We start from the raw sequence: 24,507 nt of genomic DNA, 5'->3' as shown, positions 1-24,507 counted from the left end.
TAATGGATCAGGCGGTTGGAGGAACGGTACGGGCAAAGCTGTCACGGGCAAACATCTTCTCAGCGAGTTTGATTAGCGCCGGTCGCTCAACGCACCAGCCCGGCACAATCCGGCGGAAGTTGAGGAAGCCGATCAGGCAGGCGGTGGCGATATCGGCCAGATTCAGCGTGTCGCTGTTGAGCACCGTGCCCTTTGCCGCCTCGATTTCCAGTGCATCAAGCCCGCGCTGGATCTTCTCACGCTGGCGCAGCAGTTGCGCTTCCATCTGAAACTCGGGCGGACGCATCTGTTCACGCAGCAAAATCACCGCTGCATCGCCAATGCCGTCAGCCAGCGCCTCCAGCTGAAGCACCTTTAACGCCGCCAGCTTATCGCGCGGCACCAGCGCTGGCGCAATGTCCATCTGTTCCAGATAGGCGGCAATGATATGCGAATCGTACCAGGTTTCGCCGGGGCTGGTCACCAGCGCCGGGATTTTTCCCAGCGGATTGTAGCCGGGCACGTGGCTCTCATCAGTCCAGGGATTTTCGTTAATGAATTCAAACGTGATGCCCTTTTCCAGCATGATGACGGAAATCTTACGGACAAAAGGGCTGGTATAGGTGCCAATCAATTTCATTACGCATTTCCCCTGTGGCGCCGACGGGTGTCGGCCGGAGTGGACAGATAGCATCGCTGGCGCAGGTGGCCCCAGCGGCTGCCGTTATTCTCCCGGAAAAAGGAAGGGATTCAAACTGCTACGTGAAAATCCTTCCTGCTCCATGCGGGCGTCGAGGATCAGGGTGGCCAAATCGTCCGCCACCGGCTCAACCGCCGGATCTTTTTCCTGATAGAGCATTTTCACGTAAGTGCCGCAATCGCCGCAGCTTTCCGCTTTAACCGGTGCCACTTCGGAGTCCAGTGACCAGTAGTGCAGGTCACGGGTCTGTTCGCAGTTGCTGCATTTTGATCGCACCACATACCATTCGCTTTCGCACAGGTTGCAGTGCAGATAGCGCAGGCCGCCCTGGGTGCCCATATGCACCACGCTGGCCACCGGCACGCTGGCACACACCGGGCAGAACTGCCGCTGTTCGCCGTATTCTGCGTGGGCTTTGCCAGGAATAAGTGCCGCCATCTGCGCCCAGTACAGCGACAGCGCCGCCCAGATAAACGGTGATTTATCGCTGCTGACCTGGGAAAATTCGTTAGAGAACAGTGCGCTGGCCATGGTTTCCAGCTCGGTCGCCGAGGCTTTTTCCAGATTCTCCAGCGAGGCCAGCGCCTGACCGGTCATCTCGGGCTTCATTTCGGCAATCAGCGAGTGCAGCAGGCGCTGCCAGTGGTGATCGCGCGGCAGGGTGTGGATATCCAGCGGCGGCTTTCCGCTGGCTGCCGTCGCCAGCAGTCGGGCATGCAGGTCCATCTGCAAAGGATGATCGTACAGCACGATTTCCTGCGCACTGGCCACCACCGCCGCAAAGCGTAAGTAGTCACCCAGCGGATTTTTCTCTGCCAGTTCTCTCAGCCGGGCTGCGCGTCGGCTGTATAAATTTTTCAACCTGGGGAAAAGTAACGGCGGAATAAAATCCGCCGCATTTTTGTCGCTTTTCTCCAGCTGCTCCTGCGGGATTATGCGAATAGTCATCAGTCTCTTTTCCTGTGGTGAGGATATCTGCCCAGAATACGCATTTCTGTTCGGAATTATAGCGCCCGGTATCACCCCGATCCTTGTTTTGGGAAATTTTAAGCCATTTTTCTGCCCGCGTCCGGGGTGCACCGGCACCCCGGTTCTGCCAGCAACGGGCTGATTTCAGGGTTTATTCTTTCTGATTTGGCGATACCAGCGCGGGTGATGTTTTTTTGCCCAGGCCGGCGTTACCCAGCCCTCAACCATCGCGGTGATGGTGCCTTTCACCCACAGCGCCGCGTAGATATGCACCATGATGACCATAATTAACACCACCGCCGAGACGGAATGGACCACCAACGCCAGGCGGATGATTGGGATGGAGAATGCGCCGGCGAAATAAGGCCGCCAGATGACGATGCCGCTGGCTAACAACAACAGCAGGCTGACGATCGCCGCCCAGAACACGCATTTCTGGCCGAAGTTATAGCGGCCGGTATCCCCGACCTCTTCATTTTGCGCCACTTTACGGATGTTCTTTGCCCACTCCAGATCGTCGCGCTCAATCAGGTTATCCCGCCAGTAGCGCAGGAACATCAGCAAGAAGGCGGCAAACATAATCACGCCGATAAACGGGTGAAGAATGCGCGCCAGCTGCGGCGTGCCGAGAATATGCATCAGCCAGTTGAAGGACGGGAAGAAGAAGCCGAGCCCACTGAGTGCGGCGAACACAAAACAAAACGCCACAATCCAGTGGTTAATGCGTTCCGGCGCGCTGTAGCGCTGGATGCGATCGCGCTTTCTCATTGGTCTTCCTCCCTGTCGTGCAGGTTATCGTCGTCATCTTCCACCCGATTCGGCCCGATGCCGACGTAGTGGAACACGCTGGCCGCGAAGGTGGCGGCAAAACCAATCGCCGCCAGCGGTTTCCAGATCCCCTTCCAGAAGGTTACCGCCGGGCTGATCGACGGGTTTTCCGCCAGGCCGTGGTACAGCTGAGGTTTGTTGGCGTGATGCAGGACATACATCACGTGGGTGCCGCCGACGCCCTCCGGATCGTATAGCCCGGCATGGTCGTAGCCGCGGCTGTTCAGTTCGGTCACGCGCTCTGCGGCAACCTGCTTCATCTCCTCTTTGCTGCCAAAGTGGATGGCCCCGGTGGGGCAGGTTTTCACGCAGGCCGGTTCCTGACCGACGGTGACACGATCGACACACAGCGTGCATTTATAGACGCGGTTGTCCTCTTTATTCAGCCGTGGCACATCGAACGGACAGCCGGCAATGCAGTAGCCGCAGCCAATGCACTGCTCGGACTCAAAATCGACAATGCCGTTGGCGTACTGAATAATCGCGCCTTCGGACGGGCAGGCCTTCAGGCAGCCGGGATCGGCGCAGTGCATGCAGCCATCTTTGCGGATCAGCCACTCCAGCCTGCCGTTCTCCTCCACCTCGGAAAAGCGCATCACGGTCCAGGATTTGGCGGTCAAATCGGCCGGGTTGTCGTACACCCCGACGTTATGCCCGACCTCATCGCGCAGGTCGTTCCACTCCGAACAGGCAACCTGACAGGCCTTGCAGCCGATGCAGGTGGTCACGTCGATCAGTTTCGCCACTTCCAGCTGATGATCGCGCGCCTGCGGGGCAGGCGTGAAGCCGTTGGTGGCGGAACGACGAATAATATCCTGTGATTGATAAGCCATAATCGTTCCCCTTAGCCAGCTAATGTGGCTAAGCCTTTTCTACGTTAACCAGGAACGCCTTGAACTCCGGCGTTTGCGTGTTGGCATCGCCGACAACTGGCGTCAGGGTGTTGGCGAGGAAGCCTTTTTTCGCCACGCCCTCAAAGCCCCAGTGGATAGGAATGCCGATGGTATCGACCGGTTTCCCGTCCACGGTCAGCGTTCGAATACGCTTGGTGACTACCGCCTTGGCTTTGATATAGCCACGGTTTGAACTCACCTTCACCGTGTCGCCCGCCACAATTCCCAGCCTGCCCGCCAGCCCCTCACCGATTTCCACAAACTGTTCCGGCTGCGCAATGGCGTTGAGCAGCGAATGCTTGGTCCAGAAGTGGAAATGCTCGGTCAGACGGTAGGTGGTGCCGACATACGGGAATTTGTCCGCTTTGCCCATCGCCGCCAGATCGTCCTTAAACACGCGCGCGGCCGGATTGGACACCACCTTTGGATGCAGCGGGTTGGTGCCCAGCGGCGTTTCGAACGGCTCGTAATGTTCCGGGAACGGCCCTTCCGCCATTTTATCCAGCGCGAACAGGCGTCCCATCCCTTCCGGCTGCATGATAAACGGCCCGACATCGCTGCCCGGTGCGGCGGTGCTGTAGTCCGGGATATCCTGCCCGACCCACTTCGCGCCATCCCAGTGCAGCAGCGCCCGTTTCGGATCCCAGGGCTGGCCCTGTGGGTCCGCAGAGGCGCGGTTATACAGGATGCGGCGGTTTAGCGGCCACGCCCACGACCAGTTAAGGGTGTTGCCCAGCCCGGACGGATCGGTGTTGTCGCGCCGCGCCATCTGGTTGCCGTCTGCGGTCCAGCTGCCGGCAAAGATCCAGCAGCCGCTGGAGGTGGAACCGTCATCGCGCAGCAGGGCAAAACTGCCCAGCTGCTGGCCCTTTTTCGCCAGCAGCGTGCCCTTGTCGTCCATCAGATCCGCCAGCGCCTTGCCGTTGCTTTCCATCGCCACTTCTTCTGACGCCGGATTGTCCGGCGTGAGATAGTTCCAGCTCATGTTCAGCACCTGCTCCGGCAGCGCGCCGCCCTCTTTGGCATACATCTCGCGCAGGCGCTGATAAATCCCGGAGAGGATTTCACCGTCATTGCGCGATTCGCCAGGGCCATCCGCCCCTTTCCAGTGCCATTGCAGCCAGCGGGCGGAGTTGACGATCGAGCCGTTCTCTTCCGCAAAACAGGTGGACGGCAGGCGGAATACTTCGGTCTGGATCTGCGACGGGTCAACGTCGTTAAACTCGCCGTGGTTCTGCCAGAAGTTGGAGGTTTCGGTGTTCAGTGGATCGATGGTCACCAGGAACTTCAGCTTCGCCAGCGACTGCACTACCTTGTTTTTATTCGGGAATGACGCCAGCGGGTTGAAGCCCTGGCACAGGTAGCCGTTGACCTGGCCCTTCGACATCATCTCGAAGTACTGCAGCACGTCGTAGCCTTTGTCCCACTTCGGCAGCCAGTCGAATCCCCAGTTATTCTCCTTCTGCGCCTTATCGCCGTAGAAGGCCTTCATCATGCTGACGAAGAACTTTGGATAGTTACTCCAGTAGTTCACCTGGCCCGGCAGCGTTGGCTTCGGCGTATTGGCGGTCAGATAGGTTTGCAGATCGGCCTGTTTTTCTGACGGCAGCGTCATGTAGCCCGGCAGGCTCTGCGACAGCAGCCCCAGATCGGTCAGCCCCTGGATATTGGAGTGGCCGCGCAGGGCATTAATCCCGCCGCCGGCCATTCCCATATTGCCCAGCAGCAGCTGAACCATCGCCATGGTGCGAATGTTCTGCGCGCCTACCGAGTGCTGCGTCCAGCCGAGGGCATAGAGGAAGGTGGCGGTGCGATCGTTGGCGCTGGTTTCCGCCAGCACCTGACAGACGTAGAGGAAATCGGCTTTCGGCGTGCCGCACAGCGATTCCACCACCTCCGGCGTATAGCGGCTGACATGTTCTTTCAGCAGGTTCCACACGCAGCGCGGGTGGGTCAGCGTCAGGTCACGTTTGGCAAAGCCGCTCTCGTCCAGTTCGTAGTTCCAGCTGGTTTTATCGTACTTGCGGTTGGCTTCGTCGTAGCCGCTGAACAGCCCGTCGTCGAAGTGGTAATCCTCACGCACAATCAGGCTGGCATTGGTGTAAGCCTCAACGTATTCGCGCTGGATCCTGTTGTTGCTGATCAGGTACAGCAATACGCCTGACAGGAAAGCGATGTCAGTACCGGAGCGGATCGGGGTGTAGAAATCGGCAACCGACGCGGTTCGGGTGAAGCGCGGATCGATCACAATCAGTTTGGCCTTGTTATGGATTTTGGCTTCCATCGCCCAGCGGAATCCAACCGGATGCGCTTCAGCGGCGTTGCCACCCATCACAATCACCACATTCGCATTTCGAATATCAACCCAGTGGTTGGTCATCGCACCGCGACCGAACGTTGGAGCAAGACTTGCTACCGTAGGTCCGTGTCAGACGCGTGCCTGGTTATCGACGGCAAGCATGCCGAGCGAGCGGGTCAATTTCTGCGTTAAATAGCCGGTTTCGTTGCTGGAGGCGGACGCACAGAGCATCCCGGTGCTCAGCCAGCGGTTGACCGTGGTGCCGGCGGCGTTCTTCTCGATAAAGTTGGCGTCGCGGTCGGTTTTCATCAATCTGGCGATGCGATCTAACGCCTCATCCCAGCTGATGGGTTGCCACTTATCGGAACCCGGCGCGCGGTAGGAAGGGGTTTTCAGGCGGCTTTCACTGTGGATAAAGTCCAGCAGGCCTGCGCCTTTCGGGCAGAGCGCGCCACGGCTGACCGGGTGATCCGGGTCGCCTTCAATATGGAAAATCGACTCTTTGGCGTTTTTTGCGCCGTCACCCAGGCTGTACATCAACAGCCCGCAGCCAACGGAACAGTAGGTGCAGGTGTTACGCGTTTCACGGGCGCGCAGCAGCTTGTACTGGCGCGTTTCCGCCAGCGCGACCTCCGGCATAAAGCCGAGCATCGCCGCCGTGGTTCCTGCCATCCCACCCGCGCAGATTTTGAAGAAGCTTCTTCTGCTGACATTCATGGTGTCATTCCTGTTTCGACAGTGCTCAATAAGTTTTGCGATAAGGCGGTCACAGGTTCAGAATCTTTAGAATCTTTTCTGAACGCTTGTGGTTAAAACATTACCACAGTAACTATGTGGTCGTAGTCCGTGGGATGGGTTTCAGGTGAATATGAGCAGTAAATGTGACGAGATTGTGAGTGAGATCGCAGGGCTGAGCCAGGTCGAGGTGCGGCAGCGTCGATCGCTGGACACCCCGGAGCCAGACTGGCTGGCGGATGAGGTGCCGGTGGCGCTGGTGTATAACGGCATCTCGCATGTGGTGATGATGGCGACGCCAAAAGACCTTGAAGCCTTCGCCATTGGCTTCTCGCTGTCGGAAGGGATTATCGCCTCGCCGGCGGATATTTACGGCATTGAGATCCAGCCGTCGTGCGGCGGCATTGAGGTGCAGGTTGAGCTGTCCAGCCGCCGGTTTATGGGGCTGAAAGAGCAACGCCGGGCGATGGCGGGACGCACAGGCTGCGGCGTGTGTGGCGTGGAGCAGCTGGCGGAAATCGGCAAACCGCTGCAACCGCTGCCGTTCAGCCAGACCTTTGAAATCGCCCGTCTGGATGAAGCCTTATCCCAGCTAAAAAGTTTCCAACCGGTGGGGCAGCTGACCGGCTGTACGCACGCTGCGGCCTGGATCATGCCCGACGGCAATCTGGTCGGCGGCTGCGAGGATGTGGGTCGCCATGTGGCGCTGGATAAGCTGCTGGGGTTGCGATGCCAGCAGCCGGGCTGGCAACAGGGCGCGGCGTTAGTATCGAGCCGGGCAAGCTATGAGATGGTGCAAAAATCCGCGATGTGCGGCATTGAGATCCTGTTTGCGGTCTCGGCGGCCACCAAACTGGCGGTTGAGGTCGCCGAACGCAGCAACCTGACGCTGGTCGGCTTCAGCAAACCGGGCCGCGCCACCGTCTACACCCACCCGCAAAGACTGATCTGACTTCCGGCTCAGGCCAGCACCACCTCCGGCAGCGCTTTTTCCAGCGCCGCAAACGCCGGAAGGCTGGCCGCGCCGCTGTCGGTAATCAGCGCAGTAATGTCCTTGATCGCCGCATAATTCATGCGGCTGGTCAGCCCCAGTTTGCTGTGATCGGCCAGCAATATCAGCTGCGTGGCCTGCTGCGCCATCGCCCGCGCAATCGCCGCTTCGTGCGGATGAAAACTGCTGGCGCCATTTTTCGCCTCGATACCCACCGGCGACATCAGCGCCACATCGGCGCGATAACGGAAGATTTCGCCGACGGTCAGCTCACCGCGCGTTTCCTGCGCGCCAGCCAGCATGCTGCCACCCAGCAAAATCACCGAATTATTCAGCGTCTCATGCTCTTCGGCCGCCGACAGCTTCAGCGCCGCATTCAGGCTGTTGGTGATGATGGTCAGGCCGGACATGGTGCGCAGCTCTTCCGCCAGCATGGTGGTGGTACTGCCTGCATCGAGAAACAAGGTTTGCCCCGGCTTCAACCGCTGCGCGGCGGCGCGGGCAATGGCACGCTTTTCCCGCGCGCGAACCTCGCTGCGGACGGTTAACGGCGGCTCCGGCTCGGCATCCAGCGCAATCAGCCCACCGTGGACCCGCCGCGCCAGCCCGAGGGCCTCCAGCTCGATAATGTCTCTGCGGGCGGTTTCCCTGGAAATCCCCAGCTCCCGGATGATCCGCTCGGTGCTGACGTGATTCAGCGTGGTCAGCAGCGCGCGAATGCGATGTAAACGGGTTTCCTGCAGCATAGTGGTGTCCTTTTCCAGTGGGGATGGGCATAGCCTAACCGACATCGTCGGTCGCTGCATGTGTATTTTATTGTATTTGTGTATTTGGTTGCATTTTGTCAAAAACTTGCCATGATGAAGGTATCCGGGCGCACGGGTTGCCCGTTCATTTCTCACTTCGCAACGGGAGTTATCATGGCTACACGTTCGACCATCATGGACACCAACAGCTTTCGCGCCGAGCATGCCGACGGCCTGGATGCTGATGTACGTAAACTGACCGATAAACGCAGCAAGGTGCTGGGTGAATCTTACCGTCTGTTCTACCGTAAGCCGGTCCATCTGGTGAAAGGTGCGGGCCAGTATCTCTGGGATGCCAACGGCGATAAATACCTCGACGCCTATAACAACGTCGCCAGTATTGGTCACTGCCATCCGGCGGTGATCGACGCGGTTTACCAGCAGATGCAGCAGCTGAACACCCATACCCGCTACCTTCACGAACGTATCCTTGATTACTCCGAAGAACTGCTGGCGACCATGCCATCTGAAATCGACCGCGCCATGTACATGTGTACCGGTTCAGAAGCCAATGACCTGGCGATCCGTGTTGCCCGTGCGCACAGCGGCGGCACCGGCATTATCGTCAGCCAGGAAGCCTATCACGGCACCAGTGACTTAACGTCTGGCGTCTCGCCCGCGCTGGGCACCGGTCAGCCGCTGGCGACCACTACCCGGCTGGTGTCCCCGCCCGATCGTTATCGCGTCACCGCGCCCGATCTGGGTGACTGGTTCGCGGCTGAAATTCAGAAGCAGATTGATGATATGGCAGCCAACGGCATCAAGTTTGCCGGCTTCCTCGCCGACTCCATTTTCTCCTCTGACGGCGTGCTGCCGGGGCCAAAAGGCTTTCTGAAGAAAGCGGTGGACGTGGTGCATAAAAACGGCGGGATCTTTATTGCCGATGAAGTGCAGCCAGGTTTCGCCCGTACCGGCGATGCGTTCTGGGGCTTTGCCCGCCATGGCGTGGTGCCGGATATCGTCACCACCGGCAAGCCGATGGGTAACGGCATTCCGGTGTCGGCACTGCTGGCCAAAAGCGATGTGCTGGCCTCCTTCAGCGACGATATTCCGTACTTCAACACCTTCGGCGGTAACCCGGTGGCGATGGCGGCGGCGCAGGCGGTGTTGAAAGTGATTAAGGAAGAAGGGCTGCAGGAACACAGCCGCGTGGTCGGCGAGAAGCTGCTGCGTGAACTGCTGACGCTGAAAGACAAATACGAATGCGTCGGCGATGTGCGCGGTGCCGGGCTGTTTATCGGCTTCGAGCTGGTGACCGATAAAACCAGCAAAACGCCGGACAAACAGCTGGCGCTGGATGTCACCGAGAAGCTGCGTGAAAACCGCGTGCTGACCTCGGTGGCGGGGCCGTATGGCAATGTGCTGAAACTGCGTCCGCCGTTGGCGTTCCAGGAGAGCGATATCGACTGGCTGGTTGGCGCGTTGGATAAATCGTTGGCAGCATTAGGGAAATAAAGCCTTAGACCGTTTGGTTTTATCCCAGCAGGGAAAGGGCATAAAAGCGCCGCTGCGCCTGCTGCGCAGTAAACCCTTATAAACGTCGGGGCATTGATAACCCTTTTACGGATCGTTTATTTAACTATAATGATCCGACTGCTTACGCGGTGCTAACAGAAACAGCGCCGCCCACCATTAAATGGAGATGATGAACATGAGTTATTCACTGCCATCCTTGCCTTACGCATACGACGCACTGGAACCGCATTTCGACAAGCAGACGATGGAAATCCATCACAGCAAACACCACCAGGCTTACGTCAACAACGCCAACGCGGCGCTGGAAGGGACTGAGTTTGCCGATCTGCCTGTTGATGAGCTGATCGCTAAACTGGATCAGGTTCCTGCCGATAAGAAAGCAGCACTGCGTAACAACGCAGGCGGCCACTCAAACCACAGCTTCTTCTGGAAAGGCCTGAAAACCGGCACAACCCTGAGCGGCGACCTGAAAGCGGCTATCGAAAAAGATTTCGGCAGCGTTGACGCGTTCAAAGCTGAATTCGAAAAAGCGGCAACCACCCGTTTCGGTTCTGGCTGGGCGTGGCTGGTTAAGAAAGGCGACAAGCTGGCCGTTGTTTCCACAGCAAACCAGGACAGCCCGCTGATGGGCGAAGCGATCTCTGGCGCATCCGGTACCCCAATTCTGGGTCTGGACGTGTGGGAACACGCCTACTATCTGAAGTATCAGAACAAACGTCCTGATTACATCAAGGCGTTCTGGGATGTGGCTAACTGGGATCAGGCGGCAGCGCTTTTCTCAGCAGCAAAATAAATCCCCGCCACGTTAATTCGTGACGATAAACCGACGGAGTCCGCTTCGTCGGTTTTTTATTGCCTGCTAATTAATTAGAGTTCCTGTTCATTCTGCGCATTCCCCCGGCGAACAGAAGATTCGCCTGCCGCTGGCCTGCCTGGCCGTTAAAGTCCTCGCCCTGCCGTACCGATAGGTAAAACTGTTAAGTGGATCACCATACCTGGCGAACGCGCAGTCCATCTGCTCGCCGCCATACGCTATCGGGTCACGGGAAAATAATAAAAATGATTAACAGCATTAAACTTCGCATCGAGAACCTCAACGTCGGCAGGAAGCTCGGTTCCGGTTTCGCCCTGGTTTTGCTGCTGGCTGCGCTGATTGCGGCCGTCGGCATCCAGAAATTCAACAACGTGAAAGAGCGGACCGACAAGGTCGACTTCAGCCACGCCATCAGCAGCGATATCAGCGCTGCGCTGGACAGCCAGAAGCAGTATCAGCTGTTCTTTGACGAGAAAGAGATCGCCCTCAGCCAGAAAAAAATCGCCGACGCGCTGGGGCTGTTCGACAAGATGATGAGCACCTCGGTATTTGATGCCGAAAGCCGCGCGTGGCTGAACACCTTCCCTGGGCTGGTCAAAGCCTACCAGCAGGCGCAGTCCAACTATGTCAACGCGGTGAACACCCGCGATGGCATCAAAAACAGCTGGAACCTCTCGGCCAGTGAAGCGGCCTTCCTCGACCTGAAGCAAGAGCTGGGGCCGACCGCCGATCTGCAGTTGCAGGTGCTGATGGGCAAGCTGGACTATGCCTTGCTGGACGTGCATTACGCCGTGCGCGGCCTGATTGCCGGGCCTTCCGAGCAAACGGCGGCGATATTGAGCGCCTCGGCAGATAATGCGGCGGTGACGCTGGATACTTTTGCCAGCCTGGTGACGCCCGCGCAGGAAGCCACGCTGCAGCCGCTGAAAAACCGCCTGATTAGCTATAAGGCCAGCGTGCTGTCCTACGTTCCGGCGTATCAGGAACAGAAAGCCGCGGCCGCGGTGATGATTAAGCAGGCTGCGGAGATGAATAAGCTGGTGGAAGCGCTGGTACAAAAACAGTTGAGAATGACCCGCGAGAACGTCGCCACCGCCATTACCACCATGTCTGCGGTCACCTTCGCCGCGCTGGTGCTGGGCATTATTATCGCCATGGTCATTACCCGCCAGATCACCCGTCCGCTGCGTGACACGCTGGAAACCACCGAGCGTATCGCCAACGGCGATCTGAGCGTCAGGGTGAACACCGAGCGCCGCGATGAGCTGGGGCAACTGATGAGCGCGGTGGGCATCATGAGCGATAATCTGCGTCAGATCATTGGCGAAATCCGCTCGGGCGTCAGTCAGGTGGCCCATGCGGCGGCGGAAATCAGCGCCGGCAATACCGACCTCTCTTCCCGCACCGAGCAGCAGGCTGCCGCCGTTGAGCAAACCGCCGCCAGCATGGAGCAGTTAAGCTCCACGGTAAAACAGAACGCCGATAACGCGCACCACGCCAGCAAGCTGGCGTCTGAGGCCTCAACCACCGCTCAGACCGGTGGCCGACAGGTGAAAGACGTGGTGGAAACCATGCAGCAAATTTCGCAAAGCTCGAAGCGCATTGCCGATATCACCACCACCATCAACAGCATCGCGTTCCAGACCAATATTCTGGCGCTGAATGCGGCGGTGGAAGCCGCGCGTGCCGGTGAACAGGGCCGTGGTTTCGCAGTCGTCGCCAGCGAGGTGCGCAACCTGGCCCAGCGTTCGGCACAGGCGGCAAAAGAGATTGAAGGGCTGATTAAAGAGTCGGTGGATCGCGTTAACAGCGGTGCGCAGCTGGTCGAAAATACCGGAATGACCATGCAGGATATCGTGCAGTCGGTCTCCAACGTGCGTGACATTATGGGTGAAATTACCTCCGCCTCTGACGAGCAGAGCCGCGGTATCAGCCAGGTGTCGACGGCAGTGGTGGAGATGGACAACACCACCCAGCAAAACGCCGCGCTGGTGGAAGAATCCGCCGCCGCCGCGAATTCGCTGGAAGAGCAGGCGATGTTGTTAAGCCAGGCGGTAGCGGTGTTCCGCCTGTCCGCCGATGAAGGTGTTGCGGGCCGCAAGGTGCCTGGCCCGGCGATGCCAGCACCGCTGCGCTCAACGCTAACGGCCCCGAAAGCCATCACCCCAACCCAGCTCAGCGAAGCGAATTGGGAAACGTTCTGACAACGATGGCCGCCCCTTTGGGGGCGGTAAGTGGCCCGCAAAATAAGCCGTCAGTAATGACGGTTTTTTTATGCCCCTTGATCTTCGCGGTCGGTGGGTTCCACGCCGAGTGAAATGCTGCCTGTTGTCATTATCCCCCCGGATTATGCTGGATACCGCTGTCTCACTGGTTTTAACCGCTTATATGGCTGGATGTCTGGATGGCTAATAACGTTTTGTGTTAGCTTATGCGCTTTCGTTCGTTGCCAGCCGTAACAATCCAATAAAAAATGCGGCAACCTGTTTTGTTCACCTGCCAGAGAGTTATTGTTCATGACTGTGGTAAATCGCCTTGAAATGCGTCAAATCTCCATCGCTTTTGGCGGTTTTACAGCCCTGAATGGCGTTGATTTCAGCCTTGAAGGCCACTCGGTGCATGCGCTGACCGGGGCAAACGGGGCCGGGAAGTCGACGCTGATGGCAGTACTGTCAGGCGCTTACGATCACTACAGCGGTGACATCCTGCTCGATGGCCAGCCGGTCAGCATCCGTTCTCCGCGTGATGCCAAGCAGCTGGGTATTCATCTGGTGCAGCAGGAAGTGGATGTGGCGCTGGTGCCGACGCTCAGCGTGGCGGAAAACATCATGCTGGATCGCCTGGCCGAAGGCGGACAGGTCTACCACTGGGGCGAAGTGCGCAAACAGGCGCGCGCGTTGCTGGCGCAGCTTGACGTCTCGCTGGACGTCCGTCGCCGCATCGATCAATGCACGCTGGCCGAGAAGCAGCAAATTCTGCTGGCCCGCGCGCTTTCCCACCACTGCCGTTTTCTGATCCTCGATGAGCCCACGGCGCCGCTGGATCAAAACGAAAGCGAGCGCTTATTCGCCGTCGTACGCCGGCTGAAAAGCAACGGCATCGGCGTGGTGTTTATCTCCCACCGCATCCACGAGCTGCGCGCCATTTGCGATCAACTGACCGTGCTGCGCGATGGCCGCTTGATTGAAACCTGCCCGATGGCCCAGCTGGATGGCGAGCAGATTGTCGAGAAGATGCTCGGGCATCAGCTGGACGACATTTACCCGCCGCGCCGACCGCCGTTCAGTAATGAGATCCTGCTGAAGGTTGACGGCCTGCATGACGATGCCCTGCTGCAGGATATCTCGCTGACGCTGCGCAAAGGCGAAATCCTCGGCCTTGCCGGACTGGCCGGCGCGGGGAAAACCGAACTGTGCAAGGCGCTGTTTGGTGCCAGTAATAGCCGCGTGGAGAAGGGTGAGCTGCACGGCAAGCCGTGGAAACCCTCTTCCCCGCACGCCGCGGTCGACAACCGTATGGCGCTGATCCCGGAAGAGCGCCGCAAAGAAGGCATTTTTATTGATGAGTCGGTGGCGATGAACCTCAGCGTCACCGCAGATAACAGCTTCTCACGCTGGAGTCTGTTTGGTCACCGTCAGGCCTGGCAATGGGCCGAAGAGGTGATCAACAAGCTGGGCGTGCGCACCACCGGCCCACAACAAACGCTGCGTCGCCTGTCGGGCGGCAACCAGCAGAAAGTGGCGATCGGCAAATGGCTGCGCAACGACGCAGACGTGCTGATTTTTGATGAGCCGACCAAAGGCGTCGATATCAAAGCCAAAACCGACCTGTTCGAACTGATTGATGGTCTGGCCCGCCAGGGAAAAGGGGTGATTTATGCCTCCGGCGAATTCGCCGAACTGGTGGGCTTATGCGATCGCATTTGCGTGCTCTGGGACGGGCGTATCGTGGCAGAAATGGATGCCAGTGACGTTGATGAAGAAACGCTTTTACTTTATTCCACCGGAGGAACGCCTGCGTGAGCAGCAAAGATATTTCCCTGAAGGCTGCGCCCTCTGTGCGCCACCAACTGTTTGAATTTCTCTATAAATGGGGAATGTTGCTGACGGTGGTCGCGCTGATCGCCGCCTTTGGCCTGGCGTCAGACAGCTTCCTTGAACCCACTAACATCATCAATATCCTGCGCTCTATCGCCATCGTCACGGTGATTGCGATTGGGGTGTCGATTTCCCTGACCATCGGCGGATTCGACCTCTCGGTGGGCTCGACCGCCTCGCTGGCCAACTCCCTGGTGATCTCACTGTTCGTCTGGTACGGCTACGGCTCGACGGAAGCCATCGTCATCACCCTGCTGCTGTGCACGCTGGTTGGGCTGTTCAACGCCTTTCTCATCGTGATCCTGCGCATTCCCGACATGTTGGCGACATTAGCCAGCCTGTTTGTGGTGCAGGGCGTGGCGATGACCTACAGCTTCGGCGGCTCGATTACCGAAAATATGGTGATGCCGAGCGGCGATATGGCGGAAGGGACCATCCCGGCCAACTTCTCGCTGCTGGGGCAGGTGCCGACCATCGTGATCATCATGCTGGTGGTGACGGTCGTTGCGCAGCTGGGCCTTTCGCTCACCAAACACGGTCGCCGTATGTATGCGATTGGCGGCAATCCTGAGGCGGCGCGTCTGTCCGGGATCCGCACCAACCGCTACCGGGTGCTGGCCTACGTCATTGCTTCACTGCTGGCGGGACTGGGCGGGATTTTGCTGGCGTCCCGTATCGGTTCTTCGCAGGTCAATGCCGGTGGCGGCTATCTGATGGACGCCGTGGCGGCGGCCTGGATCGGTTTTTCTCTGGCGGGCTCCGGCAAGCCAAACGCGCTGGGAACGCTGGTGGGTGCCATCATCCTTGGCGTGTTACAGAACGGACTGGTGATGCTCTCGGTGCCGTATTACGCGATGGATATCATCAAAGGCCTGGTGCTGGCTATCGCACTGGCCATTACGTACATCCAGCGCCGCTAGGCGCTTACTTCTTCAGACAGGGTAAACATAATAATGAAAAAACTGACTACATCGTTGCTGGCGTTGAGCCTGCTGATCGCCGTACCTGCCTTTGCTGACACGGCTGCGGTGCCTGCCGCTATCGCTAATCACGACGGCCCGATCCGTATCGCGGTGATCCGTAACCTCGGTTCGGATGACAACACCACGCAGTTCGTTGCCGGTGCCATTCAGGAAGGCCGCAAGCTGGGCTTTAAGGTCAGCACCTTCCTCAGCAACGGCGACGACGCGCGTTTCCAGGACTTCGTTAATCAGGCGATCAGCCAGAAGTATGACGGCATCATCCTGTCGCACGGTAAAGACCCGTACTCCACGGCGCTGGTGAAGCGCATTACCGATGCCGGCATCAAGGTCTCGGTATTTGATACGCCGGTGAACCAGCCGATTGCAGGCGTGACGGTCACCGCGCAGGACGATGCGTCGCTGGCGCAGCTGTCGCTGGACCAGCTGATCAAAGACACCAACGGCAAGGCCAATATCGTCAAGCTGTGGGTGGCGGGCTTCCCGGCGATGGAACGTCGTCAGGTGGTGTATGAGAAAGTGCTGAAGGCCAATCCAGGTCTGCATCAGCTGGAATCAATCGGTGCGGTTTCTTCCGACGTGCAGGGCGATACCGCCAACAAAATTGGCGCCATTCTGGCGAAATACCCGAAAGGCAAAATCGATGCGATTTGGGGTTCATGGGATGCGTTCGCGCAGGGCGCCTATAAAGCCTTGCAGGAGAATGGCCGTACCGAGATCAAACTGTACAGCATCGATGTCTCCAACCAGGATCTGCAGTTGATGCACCAGAAAGACAGCCCGTGGAAGCAAACGGTGGCGGTCGACAGCAAGCTGATTGGTGCAACAAATATGCGTCTGGTGGCCAACAAAATTGGCGGCGAAACCACGCCAGCGACCTACCAGTTTAAGGCGGCGGCGATCTCTCAGGCGCAGCTGGCGGCACAGTCTGGCGCGGTCAACGTGTCGACGCTGAACAAAATCATCCCAGGCTGGGGCGAATCGACTGACTTCGTCGCGCCGTGGTTCGCCACGCTGCAGGCGAAATACGCCAAAAAATAAGCCGGATCCCGAAATGAAAAATGCCCGCAATTGCGGGCATTTTTATCGGCGAAAGCGCGATTAGAAAGCGGTTTTCGCGAAGCCGGTCATCTCCTGCAGGCCCATCTCACGACCTAATGCGGTCATCGGATGCACCACAACCAGGCCACGAACGCTCTTTTTGAACGCGCCCATATTGGCCTGCTCTTTCTTGGTGATGGCACGGCTGAACGGCATATCTTTCAGCTTCTGCGCTTCCGCACTCAGCTTCTGCTCGCGGACGCCACGCAGACGCTCCAGCTCTTCGATCAGCTTGTCTTTCTCTTTCAGCAGTTCGCCGAGCTTTTCCGTGTCGCCGGACGCCAGCAGTGGCTGCTCTTTGTAGTTCAGGGCATCCAGCTTATCGCTGAGGATCCTGATTTCTGCCTGGACTTCTTCTTTCATTGTCATTAACCGTGAAGTGATTCATTGCCGCAAGGATACACAATGCGACGGCAAGAGGGAAAGGTGACGCGTTACTTTTTGAACGCTTGCTTCAGGCTGATGCGCGAAATCAGTTCGGTCAGAGAAAGCACCATCGTCGATCTGACCACCTGCTGATAGCGTTGCTGCAGCATGGCGCGCAGCTCGGCATCATCGCTGGAGAGGTCAGGGCGCGGCGGAAATGCCGTCACGCAATGCAGTTCGCCAAACGGGCCTAACAGCTCATCATCGGTAAAACGGTACTCGGTGCCATCATCGTTCAGCGCTTCACGCAGCGCCATCAGCAGTTCGGCATCTTCATACTCGCTCCGGCTGATCACGCCGAGACCGTAAATCAGTTTCAGCCGCACGGACAGTTCGCCCAGCGGGCCATCACCCAGTAACAGCGGTTCTACCGCATACTTCACCGCGTAGTCATCCTTGCGAAACACCTGGATCACCAACAGGTTCACCGCCTCCGCCAGCAGCTCAACCGCCGCGATCAGAAAGCTTCTGACCGTTCGTCCGGTGTTCAGGCGTTCAAGCACCCGATTCTCAAAAGCCTGTGGTTTTTCCATGAGAGCCTGCATATCGTTCATCACCAGGCGAGGGCCGCCTTTAAGGGCACGCGTGTGCCCTGTCCGTTCATCCGTTGAAGTGGGCGTTACGCCATGGCATCAAAGGCCTTCACCACATCAGCAACCACGTCGCTGTTTTCCTCAAGGCCTGATACCTGCGCCAGCGTCGCCTTAACGCCTTTGCTGTTCAGCAGCCCGACCAGCTCCTGAGCCTGCGGATCCTGATCGCTGCGATAATGCATCGCGGCGGCAATGCCGGTCACCAGGTTGGCGTGCGGCAGGCCGTACTCCAGCGTGCCCAGCGTGGGTTTAATCAGGCGATCGCCCGCGCTAAGCTTACGCAGCGGCTGGCGTCCAACGCGCTCGACGTCATCTTTCAGATACGGATTTTCAAAGCGGCCGAGAATTTTCTGGATATAGGCAGCATGCTTTTCAGCATCGAAATCATAACGCTTGATCAGCACCGCGCCGCTCTCTTCCATCGCACCTTTCACCACGGCACGCACCTTCTCATCGAGGATCGCATCGCGGATGGTCTGGTGCCCGGCCAGCTGGCCAAGATATGCAGTGATGGCATGTCCGGTATTCAGCGTGAACAGCTTGCGCTCCACAAAGGCCATCAGATTATCGGTCAGCTCCATGCCCGGAATGGCGGGTAGATCGCCTTTGAACTGGGTTTTATCCACAATCCATTCGCTAAAGGTCTCAACGGTCACTTCCAGCGGATCGGTGGTGCCGGCTTCAGACGGTGGCACGATGCGGTCCACGGCGGAATCGACGAAGCCCACGTGCGCGTCAACAAAGGCGTGATACTGCTCTGGCAGCGCCTTCATCACGTGGCCTTTCAGCTGGGTAGTGCCGCGCACCATGTTCTCACAGGCGATAATGTTTAACGGGCGGGTATTACCGTTATCACTGCGTTTTGCCAGACCTTTCGCAATGCCACCGGCGATGCGTTCGAGGATCTGCGGGCCAACCGCCGTGGTAACGATATCAACCTCAGCGATCAGTGGGATGATGTCATCGCTGGTGCTGTTAACCGCATTCACGCCTTTGACGATCTCGACCTGAGCCTGCTCGCCAACCACATGAACCGGGTACTCATGACGGGCATTCAGCGCATCCAGAACCACCTGGTTAACGTCGGCAAACGTCAGCTGAATCCCGGCATCAGCCAGTAATTTTCCAATAAAACCGCGACCAATATTTCCGGCGCCAAAATGTAATGCTTTCATAATTTTTCCCGTATCAATGATCAGGGGCCGGACAAACCCGACCCTAAAAAAAGAGCCGGGCATGCCCGGCCCTGGGAGGTAATGCTTGTCTGCAACCCGGTTTAAGCGGGCTGTTTACCTGACAGCAGGTCCAGCACTTCCTGCACGTCGGTGGTGTTGATCAGTCGTTGGATCACCGACTCATCATCCAGCGCGTTGGTCAGGCTGGTAATCACCTGGATATGCTCGTTGTTACGGGCCGCGATGCCGATAACCAGACGGGCAATATCGTCCTCATCTTCACCAAAGCGTACGCCTTCCGGGTACTGGCAGAACACGATGCCGGTTTGCAGCACGCGGTCTTTTGCTTCGATGGTGCCGTGTGGCACGGCGATGGACTCACCCAGGTAAGTTGGGGTCAGTTTCTCACGATCCAGCATCGCCTGAACATATTCTGGCTCAACATAACCGCCTCTCACCAGCTGCTCACCGGCAAACCGGATGGCCTGCTCTTTATTGGTGGCGTGGTTGCCGAGGAAGATATTGCGGGCGCTCAGTTTGAACAGGTGTTCCTGGCTCTCGTCATAGCTGTCGCTCAGCGTTGCGGTGACTTTCTCGCGATGACCGGCGGTGCGGTTGGCATCCACCAGACGGCTGGTCAGGTCGGTATACAGGCCGCTGTCGAGGAAGTTGGTCAGCGAAATGTGCTGCGCGTGCGGCGCCTGGCGCATGGCGCGTTCGGTCAGATCGCGGTGGGTGATCACCAGATCCACATCGCCCGGCAGGTTGTTGATGGCGGTGTTGGTCACGGAGATATTGGTCAGTCCGGCATCGTTCACCTTCTTACGCAATACACCCGCACCCATCGCACTTGAACCCATCCCGGCGTCACAGGCAACAATGATTTTGCGCACGTGGGTCAGGTCGCTGTTCATGCCGTCAGCCGAGGTGGTTGCGGTGCCAGGCAGGCCTTTAGACTGCGCTTTCATTTCGCTCACACGACGGGTTGCAGCTTCGATATCGTCTTCTTCTTTCACCTTGCTGGTTTTCAGCAGGATAGCGGAGACCACGAAGGAGACGGCAAAGGCGGCAACAATCGCGGCGATGTTCGCGAAGTAAGCCCCTTTTGGCGTCATGGCCAGCACCGCCAGGATGGAACCCGGAGAGGCAGGTGACACCAGACCGCCGTGCAGCAGGGTCAGAGTGAACACGCCGGTCATACCACCGAGGATAACCGCCAGAATCAGGCGCGGGTTCATCAGCACGTACGGGAAGTAAATTTCGTGGATACCGCCGAGGAAGTGGATGATTGCCGCGCCGCCCGCAGACTGCTTAGCATTGCCACGACCAAAGAACATGTACGCCATCAGCACGCCCATACCCGGACCTGGGTTAGCTTCGATCAGGAAGAAGATCGACTTACCGGCTTCGCTGGCCTGCTGGATACCCAGTGGCGAGAAGATACCGTGGTTAATGGCGTTATTCAGGAACAGGATTTTCGCCGGTTCCACAAAGATGGAGGTTAATGGCAGCAGGTTGTTCTGCACCATCAGGTTCACGCCAGCGGCGAGAATATGGGACAAACCTTCAACCAACGGGCCGATAGCCAGGAACGCGAGGATCGCCAACAGCATGCCGATGATACCGGCAGAGAAGTTGTTGACCAGCATTTCGAAGCCGCTTTTGATTTTGCCGTCGACTAACGCATCGAATTTCTTGATTGCCCAGCCGCCGAGCGGGCCAGCAATCATCGATCCGAGGAACATTGGCATGTCCGCACCGACGATCACGCCCATGGTGGTGATAGCACCCACCACGCCGCCACGATCGCCACCGACCAGACGACCACCGGTGTAGCCGATCAGTAACGGCAGCAGATAGGTGATCATTGGGCCGACCAGCTTGGCCATGGTTTCATTTGGCAGCCAGCCGGTAGGAATAAACAGCGCGGTGATGATACCCCAGGCGATAAACGCCCCGATGTTTGGCATCACCATGTTGCTCAGAAAGCGACCAAAGTTCTGGACCTTGATCTTGATATCTGATGAGGACATAAAAAAACACCCCTTATTGGTACGCGCTGACAAATAAGAGAGCGCGTTGATTTTTGTTTATGAGATTACGGCGGGGAGCCGTCTCTATCACTGTATGCAGGCGGACTCTAACACGCGAATATGACGCTGCGTAGCAAGCAGAAAAAGTGTGATGTATATCACTATGTAGGGTGGGGTAGAGGGGGTGTTTTAGTGATGCACATCACACTTATGTAGTGTAAAAAAAAGACGCCGAACAATAAATAAGCAAATCAGGCTGAATTGTGTGATTTTTGTCACGAATATGTGATGAGCCTTTGTGCACGATGTGTGATGCAGATCACAATAAATCTACCGCGCAAAATGCGTGCGATCACAGTTACCCCCGGCTCGAAATCAACGGCTTAGCGGGATGTAATAAAATTACGGTCGCTTAACCCCATTCATGGTCAATTAATACGGCGACGCTTGCAGATAAACCGGAACGGAATAGACCCCTGAAGAGAGTCGATAACTGGCATTACTGTGATAAGAATAAACCTTCCCATGGACAGATAGGGAGAGGTTGCCGTTATCGACATTAATCACCGTGTCTTTGTCCGAGGTGATCAGAAAGGGCTTCGTTCCTTTCTTAATGCTGGCGGCAAAATCCCCCTCGCTTTTCGCCGCATCGTACAGATAGAAGCGATAGGACCAGGCTGTTGTGGCACCGGCATCACCTTCCGTGACATAAAGCACCGCCAGATTGCTGAGAGGGATTTTTTTAATAATGCTCTCCGAAAAAGGCGTTAAGTGGGAAAACCAAAAAATGCCGCCAGCCAGCAATATAGCCAGCGGCATTAACAAATAACGTTTCTTAAAACCCCGAGCGTTTTGCAAAATCAATCCCTGCCCTTATCCACACCCGTTCGGCTGCATCAGGCGCAGGACCAGGCTGAAATTCCATTTCACTTATCGAGAAAAAGACTATCCCGGTTCTAAACTCGAATCATTGACACCCATCGTAAAAATGGACTGATAGCGTTCTGAAAAATCAGTCAATCCGTACCACAAGTTTACGATTCAGGAGAATGCGCGAAGGGAAAAACCGATAGAGGTAAGCAGAAATTTTAACGGGCGGAGCACGTCCGCCCGTTAAGGAAAGCGATCGCCGTTAAGCCGGGCGGCTTACTGGAAACCGCCTTGCATGGCACTTTGCGCCTGACCGAGCACCTGAGCGTTCGAAGACAGGTTTTGCATCAGCGTGTTGTACTGCTCGGCTTGCTGCTGCGTTGGGAACTGGATAGCCGGACCGTTAAAGGTCACTTTGCTGCCCTGCTGCTGCAGGAAGTCACCGGTCTGTACCGCATCCTGGCTCAGCGTCTGCAAGGCCGGTAACAGCGGCTGCAATGCGTTGGCCGGCTGGGTCACCACTTTGTTGTAGACGTTGTCATACACCGTTTTCAGCTCTTCCGGCTGCTTCAGCGCGGCCTTGCTGCTGTCGGCCTGGGTTTTGGCCGCCTGAATTTGCTGAGTCAGCACGCCCAGAGAACCACTGGCCTGGCGCAGCGAATCACGGCGCGTCAGGTAATCCTGTGGCGTGCGAATGGCGGAAAGCTCATCCACCACCGGCTTCATACCGGAATCCACCGCGCGGTTAACCTGCTGTGAGAAACCATAAATGATGGCGTAATCGCTGACGTAATTGCCGAATTTCTGCTTCTGATCTTCGCTCAGGCTCGGCAAATGTTCGCCGCTGCGCATCACGGTGTTCTGCAGGAAATCGATGAAGGCTTTACGCTGGTCGGCTTCTTTATCGCCGCAACCAGTCAGTTGAAAGACCAGAACCAGTGCCATAAAAGGCACTAACAGACGCGAGCAGACGCGAAAGATTCCTGTCGTCATGGGAAGTAACTCCTGTAATTGTAGGGCTGGCAAGCTATCGGGGCGGCAGGCGCCGCACCTAAGAATAGTCCGTAAGGGACGGGGAGGACAGGGAAAAAAACGCCGGAAGGGCGAATAAATGCTGACTTCCGGCAGGGGACTCAGTAAACCAGCGCCTGGCCGTCTTTGCGACTTTCGGTGGCGGCAATATAGAAGCCTTGCGGGTCGCGGACGATGGCCTGCGCGCCGCCGAAGTTATAGGTCTGCAGCGGATCTTCCACCACAATCTTGTGGCCCATCGCCCGCAGGGCGGCAAGGGTATTCAGCTGCATGGCAGGCTCCACGCTGACCTCACGTCCTTCCACCACCCGCCAGCGCGGCGCGTCAATCGCCGCCTGCGGATTCTGTTTCGCCAGCATGATACGCAATGCCATCTGCAAATGGCCCTGGGCCTGCATCGGGCCGCCCATCACGCCAAACGACATCAGCGGCTGACCTTCCGCATCCAGCGCGAAGGCCGGAATGATGGTGTGGAAGGCGCGTTTGCTGGCGGCCACCACGTTCGGGTGCGCCTCGTCCAGCACAAAGCCCGCGCCGCGGTTTTGCAGGCTGATACCGGTGCCGGGCACTACCACGCCTGAACCGAAGCCCATAAAGTTCGACTGAATAAAGGAGACCATCATGCCGCTGGCATCGGCGGTGGACAGATACACCGTTCCGCTCTGCTTCGGCGCGCCGAAGGTGAAATCGCCGGCCTGGGTGGGGTCGATCAGCGCCGCACGGGTTTTCAGGTACTCGTCGCTCAGCAGCAGGTCCGCCGGAAACTCCATATGATCTTCATCGGCGATATAGCGCTCCAGATCCACCAGCGCCAGCTTCATCGCTTCAATCGACAGATGCAGCCACTGCACCGAATCCGGCTCATAACGGCCAATATCCCACTGCTCGAGAATGCCCAGCGCCATCAGCGTGGCGATGCCCTGGCCGTTGGGCGGCAACTCCTGCACCGAGCCGCCGGCAAACGGACGGGAGAGCATCTCAACCCAGTCCGCCTTGTGGTTCTTCAGGTCATCCAGCGTCAACGCCGCGCCGTGTTCTTTGGCAAAGGCGACAATTTTCTCGGCCAGTTCACCGCGATAGAACGACTCGCCGTTGGTGGCGGCGATTTTCTCCAGCGTGTCCGCCTGGTCCGGGTTACGGAACAGCTCACCGACTTTCGGCGGACGGCCTTCCGGCGCAAAACAGGCGCTGAAACCCGGCTGATCGCGCAGTTTGTTATAGCCGCGCTCCCAAAGATGACCGATCAGCGGCGACACCGGGAAACCGTTGCGCGCATACTCAATCGCCGGCTGCGCCAGCGTGGTCAGCGGCAGGGTGCCAAACTTCTCCGCCAGCTCAACCCAGGCGGACACCGCGCCCGGCACGGTAACCGCATCCCAGCCAATTTCCGGCATCGCTGCAAGATGGGCGAAGGTCTCCCGCGACCAGGCGGCTGGCGCGCGGCCAGAGGCATTCAGCGCATGCAGTTTTTTCCCGTCCCAGACAATGGCAAAGGCATCGCTGCCAATGCCGTTGCCGGTCGGCTCAACCACCGTCAGCGCCATGGCGGTGGCAATCGCCGCATCCACCGCGTTGCCACCCAGTTGCAGCATCCTGATCCCCGCCTGTGCCGCCAGCGGCTGTGAGGCGGCCACCGCATTGCGGCCCATCATCGGCGCGCGGTAGGACGGGTAGCCGACGTTAAAATCACTGATTCCACTCATAGCAGTT

Annotated in this window: 20 protein-coding genes; 7 read left to right on the top strand and 13 right to left on the bottom strand. The window is 57.8% G+C overall.

Features of this window, described 5'->3' with window-relative positions; all coding sequences use genetic code 11:
• Positions 1 to 7: 7 nt before the first annotated feature.
• From EBC_RS24345 to fdnG, 5 genes are all read right to left on the bottom strand, one after another.
• Positions 8 to 619: a glutathione S-transferase gene (locus EBC_RS24345; protein WP_013204539.1), complete on the bottom strand. Its 612-nt coding sequence runs from the start codon at positions 617 to 619 to the stop codon at positions 8 to 10.
• A gap of 84 nt (positions 620 to 703) precedes the next feature.
• Positions 704 to 1,627: a formate dehydrogenase accessory protein FdhE gene (gene fdhE / locus EBC_RS24340; RefSeq protein ID WP_013204538.1), complete on the bottom strand. Its 924-nt coding sequence runs from the start codon at positions 1,625 to 1,627 to the stop codon at positions 704 to 706.
• 165 nt (positions 1,628 to 1,792) lie between these two features.
• Positions 1,793 to 2,416 carry a formate dehydrogenase cytochrome b556 subunit gene (gene fdoI, locus EBC_RS24335; RefSeq protein WP_013204537.1) on the bottom strand — a complete coding sequence of 208 codons (624 nt, stop codon included), beginning with the start codon at positions 2,414 to 2,416 and terminating at the stop codon, positions 1,793 to 1,795.
• Positions 2,413 to 3,309, bottom strand: a complete 897-nt coding sequence (fdxH, locus tag EBC_RS24330) for a formate dehydrogenase subunit beta (protein WP_013204536.1) — start codon at positions 3,307 to 3,309, stop codon at positions 2,413 to 2,415. The genes fdoI and fdxH overlap by 4 nt, the downstream gene beginning before the upstream one ends.
• A gap of 28 nt (positions 3,310 to 3,337) precedes the next feature.
• Positions 3,338 to 6,385 (bottom strand): formate dehydrogenase-N subunit alpha, encoded by a 3,048-nt coding sequence (gene fdnG / locus EBC_RS24325; protein WP_157868043.1) that lies wholly within the window; start codon positions 6,383 to 6,385, stop codon positions 3,338 to 3,340.
• A gap of 151 nt (positions 6,386 to 6,536) precedes the next feature.
• Here fdnG and fdhD point away from each other — a divergent pair, with 151 nt between their 5' ends.
• Positions 6,537 to 7,355 carry a formate dehydrogenase accessory sulfurtransferase FdhD gene (fdhD, locus tag EBC_RS24315; protein ID WP_013204533.1) on the top strand — a complete coding sequence of 273 codons (819 nt, stop codon included), beginning with the start codon at positions 6,537 to 6,539 and terminating at the stop codon, positions 7,353 to 7,355.
• An 8-nt stretch (positions 7,356 to 7,363) separates the two neighbouring features.
• Here fdhD and EBC_RS24310 read toward each other — a convergent pair whose 3' ends face one another.
• The gene (locus EBC_RS24310; RefSeq protein ID WP_013204532.1) at positions 7,364 to 8,140 is read right to left on the bottom strand and encodes a DeoR/GlpR family DNA-binding transcription regulator; all 777 of its coding nucleotides are present in this window, start codon (positions 8,138 to 8,140) and stop codon (positions 7,364 to 7,366) included.
• A gap of 174 nt (positions 8,141 to 8,314) precedes the next feature.
• Between EBC_RS24310 and EBC_RS24305 the strand changes: the two genes are divergently transcribed.
• The 6 genes from EBC_RS24305 (at position 8,315) to EBC_RS24280 (ending at position 16,608) form a co-directional block, all read left to right on the top strand.
• Entirely contained in the window at positions 8,315 to 9,655 is a 1,341-nt protein-coding gene (locus EBC_RS24305; RefSeq protein ID WP_013204531.1) for an aspartate aminotransferase family protein, read from the top strand.
• Between the two features lie 196 nt (positions 9,656 to 9,851).
• Positions 9,852 to 10,469 (top strand): superoxide dismutase [Mn], encoded by a 618-nt coding sequence (sodA, locus tag EBC_RS24300; protein WP_041692466.1) that lies wholly within the window; start codon positions 9,852 to 9,854, stop codon positions 10,467 to 10,469.
• 266 nt (positions 10,470 to 10,735) lie between these two features.
• Positions 10,736 to 12,694: a methyl-accepting chemotaxis protein gene (locus tag EBC_RS26275; RefSeq protein ID WP_013204529.1), complete on the top strand. Its 1,959-nt coding sequence runs from the start codon at positions 10,736 to 10,738 to the stop codon at positions 12,692 to 12,694.
• Between the two features lie 312 nt (positions 12,695 to 13,006).
• Positions 13,007 to 14,512: a sugar ABC transporter ATP-binding protein gene (locus tag EBC_RS24290; RefSeq protein WP_013204528.1), complete on the top strand. Its 1,506-nt coding sequence runs from the start codon at positions 13,007 to 13,009 to the stop codon at positions 14,510 to 14,512.
• The gene (locus tag EBC_RS24285; protein ID WP_013204527.1) at positions 14,509 to 15,507 is read left to right on the top strand and encodes an ABC transporter permease; all 999 of its coding nucleotides are present in this window, start codon (positions 14,509 to 14,511) and stop codon (positions 15,505 to 15,507) included. Before EBC_RS24290 ends, EBC_RS24285 begins: the two co-directional genes overlap by 4 nt.
• A gap of 33 nt (positions 15,508 to 15,540) precedes the next feature.
• Entirely contained in the window at positions 15,541 to 16,608 is a 1,068-nt protein-coding gene (locus EBC_RS24280) for a sugar ABC transporter substrate-binding protein (RefSeq protein WP_013204526.1), read from the top strand.
• A 60-nt stretch (positions 16,609 to 16,668) separates the two neighbouring features.
• On the opposite strand, the gene EBC_RS24275 is transcribed toward EBC_RS24280, so the two are convergent.
• From EBC_RS24275 to EBC_RS24245, 7 genes are all read right to left on the bottom strand, one after another.
• Positions 16,669 to 17,031, bottom strand: coding sequence for a YibL family ribosome-associated protein (locus tag EBC_RS24275; RefSeq protein ID WP_013204525.1), 363 nt, complete (start codon positions 17,029 to 17,031; stop codon positions 16,669 to 16,671).
• Between the two features lie 71 nt (positions 17,032 to 17,102).
• On the bottom strand, positions 17,103 to 17,648 hold the full coding sequence (gene mtlR, locus EBC_RS24270) for a mannitol operon repressor MtlR (RefSeq protein ID WP_041692167.1): 546 nt from the start codon (positions 17,646 to 17,648) through the stop codon (positions 17,103 to 17,105).
• 65 nt (positions 17,649 to 17,713) lie between these two features.
• Entirely contained in the window at positions 17,714 to 18,862 is a 1,149-nt protein-coding gene (gene mtlD, locus EBC_RS24265) for a mannitol-1-phosphate 5-dehydrogenase (protein WP_013204523.1), read from the bottom strand.
• 101 nt (positions 18,863 to 18,963) lie between these two features.
• The gene (locus tag EBC_RS24260; protein ID WP_013204522.1) at positions 18,964 to 20,895 is read right to left on the bottom strand and encodes a PTS mannitol transporter subunit IICBA; all 1,932 of its coding nucleotides are present in this window, start codon (positions 20,893 to 20,895) and stop codon (positions 18,964 to 18,966) included.
• Between the two features lie 432 nt (positions 20,896 to 21,327).
• Positions 21,328 to 21,753 carry a hypothetical protein gene (locus EBC_RS24255; protein ID WP_041692166.1) on the bottom strand — a complete coding sequence of 142 codons (426 nt, stop codon included), beginning with the start codon at positions 21,751 to 21,753 and terminating at the stop codon, positions 21,328 to 21,330.
• Positions 21,754 to 22,041: 288 nt separating this feature from the next.
• Positions 22,042 to 22,758 carry a DUF3053 domain-containing protein gene (locus EBC_RS24250; protein ID WP_013204520.1) on the bottom strand — a complete coding sequence of 239 codons (717 nt, stop codon included), beginning with the start codon at positions 22,756 to 22,758 and terminating at the stop codon, positions 22,042 to 22,044.
• A 140-nt stretch (positions 22,759 to 22,898) separates the two neighbouring features.
• Positions 22,899 to 24,500: a gamma-glutamyltransferase family protein gene (locus EBC_RS24245; RefSeq protein WP_013204519.1), complete on the bottom strand. Its 1,602-nt coding sequence runs from the start codon at positions 24,498 to 24,500 to the stop codon at positions 22,899 to 22,901.
• Positions 24,501 to 24,507: the final 7 nt, after the last annotated feature.

The organism is Erwinia billingiae Eb661 (assembly GCF_000196615.1).
Taxonomy (GTDB): Bacteria; Pseudomonadota; Gammaproteobacteria; order Enterobacterales; family Enterobacteriaceae; genus Erwinia; species Erwinia billingiae.
The sequence above is the reverse complement of the archived record's forward strand: the minus strand, read 5'-3'. Positions and strand labels throughout refer to the sequence as shown.

Bases quoted from the DNA above. Each gene is read 5' to 3' on its own strand.
- EBC_RS24250 (WP_013204520.1), bottom strand. From the start codon at position 22,758: ATGACGACAGGAATCTTTCGCGTCTGCTCGCGTCTGTTAGTGCCTTTT.
- mtlD (WP_013204523.1), bottom strand. From the start codon at position 18,862: ATGAAAGCATTACATTTTGGCGCCGGAAATATTGGTCGCGGTTTTATT.
- EBC_RS24310 (WP_013204532.1), bottom strand. From the start codon at position 8,140: ATGCTGCAGGAAACCCGTTTACATCGCATTCGCGCGCTGCTGACCACG.
- fdhD (WP_013204533.1), top strand. From the start codon at position 6,537: ATGAGCAGTAAATGTGACGAGATTGTGAGTGAGATCGCAGGGCTGAGC.
- fdxH (WP_013204536.1), bottom strand. From the start codon at position 3,309: ATGGCTTATCAATCACAGGATATTATTCGTCGTTCCGCCACCAACGGC.
- EBC_RS26275 (WP_013204529.1), top strand. From the start codon at position 10,736: ATGATTAACAGCATTAAACTTCGCATCGAGAACCTCAACGTCGGCAGG.
- EBC_RS24280 (WP_013204526.1), top strand. From the start codon at position 15,541: ATGAAAAAACTGACTACATCGTTGCTGGCGTTGAGCCTGCTGATCGCC.
- fdhE (WP_013204538.1), bottom strand. From the start codon at position 1,627: ATGACTATTCGCATAATCCCGCAGGAGCAGCTGGAGAAAAGCGACAAA.
- EBC_RS24275 (WP_013204525.1), bottom strand. From the start codon at position 17,031: ATGAAAGAAGAAGTCCAGGCAGAAATCAGGATCCTCAGCGATAAGCTG.
- EBC_RS24290 (WP_013204528.1), top strand. From the start codon at position 13,007: ATGACTGTGGTAAATCGCCTTGAAATGCGTCAAATCTCCATCGCTTTT.
- sodA (WP_041692466.1), top strand. From the start codon at position 9,852: ATGAGTTATTCACTGCCATCCTTGCCTTACGCATACGACGCACTGGAA.
- EBC_RS24260 (WP_013204522.1), bottom strand. From the start codon at position 20,895: ATGTCCTCATCAGATATCAAGATCAAGGTCCAGAACTTTGGTCGCTTT.
- fdoI (WP_013204537.1), bottom strand. From the start codon at position 2,416: ATGAGAAAGCGCGATCGCATCCAGCGCTACAGCGCGCCGGAACGCATT.
- EBC_RS24305 (WP_013204531.1), top strand. From the start codon at position 8,315: ATGGCTACACGTTCGACCATCATGGACACCAACAGCTTTCGCGCCGAG.
- EBC_RS24345 (WP_013204539.1), bottom strand. From the start codon at position 619: ATGAAATTGATTGGCACCTATACCAGCCCTTTTGTCCGTAAGATTTCC.
- mtlR (WP_041692167.1), bottom strand. From the start codon at position 17,648: ATGAACGATATGCAGGCTCTCATGGAAAAACCACAGGCTTTTGAGAAT.
- EBC_RS24245 (WP_013204519.1), bottom strand. From the start codon at position 24,500: ATGAGTGGAATCAGTGATTTTAACGTCGGCTACCCGTCCTACCGCGCG.